Origin of the sequence: Streptomyces sp. PA03-1a (assembly GCF_033792805.1) — a bacterium.
Classification (GTDB): domain Bacteria; phylum Actinomycetota; class Actinomycetes; order Streptomycetales; family Streptomycetaceae; genus Actinacidiphila.
On record NZ_JARAVO010000467.1, the window covers coordinates 1 to 1,724 of the forward strand.

Here is a 1,724-nt window from a genome sequence, read left to right on the forward strand (position 1 = left end):
CCTGGGGGGTGGGCGACGCCCTGGGCGACAGGGAGGGCGCGCGGGGTCCCGAGTGCACGACCTGGCGCGGCCGCTCCGGGGGCCGGATGCGCTGCTGCCCGTCCACCGTGGCCGAGCAGAACAGGCAGCGATCGCCGATGACCGCCAGGCCGCACCAGCCGCAGGTGTCCCGGCGGACCGAGGTGACCAGCTGGTAGAGCACGCCGACGTCGGCGATGTAGGCGGTGAACTCGACCAGCCTGCCGGTCCCCCACCAGCGCGCGGAGTCCGCCGGCAGCGGCACCTCCCGCACGTGCTGGCTCCGCCAGGAGCGGGCCAGCGGCCCGGTGACCCAGCCGGCGTCGATGCCGTGGCCGTGCGCGACGGCGAGCTGGGTGAGGAACGCGGGCCCGGCCGGCACGGCGTCGGGGCGCGCCTCGGACAGGTGCGGTTCGGGGTGGGCGAGGACGGCGAAGTGGCGCCCGGGCACCAGGGACTTCAGGTGGGCGCCGACGGGCACGTCCACCCGGTCGAGCCGGGACACCGAACCGAGCAGGGCGCCGGAGTGGAGGTAGTGCGACAGCAGCCGGGCGGCCCCGGCGAGCACACCGGGCCCGAGGTCGGTGGCGGCGAGCTGGCGCAGTTGCTCGGCCAGGAGCAGGGCGGCCAGCGGTGGCAGGTCGACCGGGACGATCGCCACCCGGTCCGCCTCCAAGGTCGCGCGCACGGTGTGGACGCGGCGGCGCAACGGGTCGGTGGGCTCCGGCGGGACGAGCACGACGAGGTGGCCGTGGGCCTCCAGGGCGGCGGCGGTGCGCGTCACGTGCTGCTCCAGCGGGAGCGCGAGGTCGTCCGCCGTGACCGCTATGACGCTCGACACCCGCGACCTCCCGGAACTCCCGCCCAGTCCCTGCCCGGAGAGCTTATCCCTGCGTAGCCGGAGCAGTGCGGAAAGTCGCCGAACAGTTGATGAAGTCGGTGGTACCCGCGGGACGACGGTCTACGCACGACGGCAAGGGTATTGACCCCCGCATTGGTCTGGACCAAACTGCGTCCCACACAAGAGTGGCCACTCGCGTAACCGCCCAACTCCTCGCCCCCAGGAGGCAGTAGTGGAACACGCACGCCCGCGGAGCACCGCCCTCAGAGCCGCGGCGGCCGTCGGCGCCGCCGCCCTCGCGGTGGCGGGACTCGTCGCCACGTCCGGCAGCGCGAACGCCGCCGACACCAACATCGTGACCAACGGCGGGTTCGAGAGCGGCCTGTCCGGATGGTCCTGCACCGCCTCCAGCGGCGCGGCCGTCGGCTCCCCCGTGCACGGCGGCACCAAGGCGCTCCAGGGCACGCCCTCCTCCTCGGACAACTCCCGCTGCTCGCAGACCATCAGTGTCCGGCCCAACTCCACGTACACGCTGAGCGCGTTCGTCCAGGGCAGCTACGTCTACCTCGGCGCCACCGGCACCGGGATGACGGAGGCCTCGGTCTGGACCCCGTCCGCGTCCTCGTACCAGCAGCTGTCCACCAGCTTCACCACGGGCGCGAGCACCACCTCGGTCACCGTCTACCTGCACGGCTGGTACGCGCAGCCCGCGTACCTGGCGGACGACGTGAGCCTGCTGGGCGCGCCCGGCACGGGGACGCCGACCCCGACCCCCACGCCCCACCCCCACCCCCCCCCCCACCCCCCCCACCACGCCCCACCCAGCCCACAACCGCCCCCCGCACCCCCACCGCGGCCGCCCGTG

At 74.5% G+C, this 1,724-nt stretch carries 2 protein-coding genes; one reads left to right on the forward strand and one right to left on the reverse strand.

Annotation, left to right across the window (positions count from 1 at the left end; translation table 11 throughout):
• The coding region (locus tag PV341_RS44935) for a hypothetical protein (RefSeq protein ID WP_500361017.1) at nt 1-859 on the reverse strand (859 nt) is incomplete at its 3' end.
• A gap of 232 nt (nt 860-1,091) precedes the next feature.
• On the opposite strand from PV341_RS44935, the gene PV341_RS44940 reads away from it, so the two are divergent.
• Nucleotides 1,092-1,724: carbohydrate binding domain-containing protein (locus tag PV341_RS44940; RefSeq protein WP_500361018.1), on the forward strand; the 633-nt coding region annotated here is incomplete at its 3' end.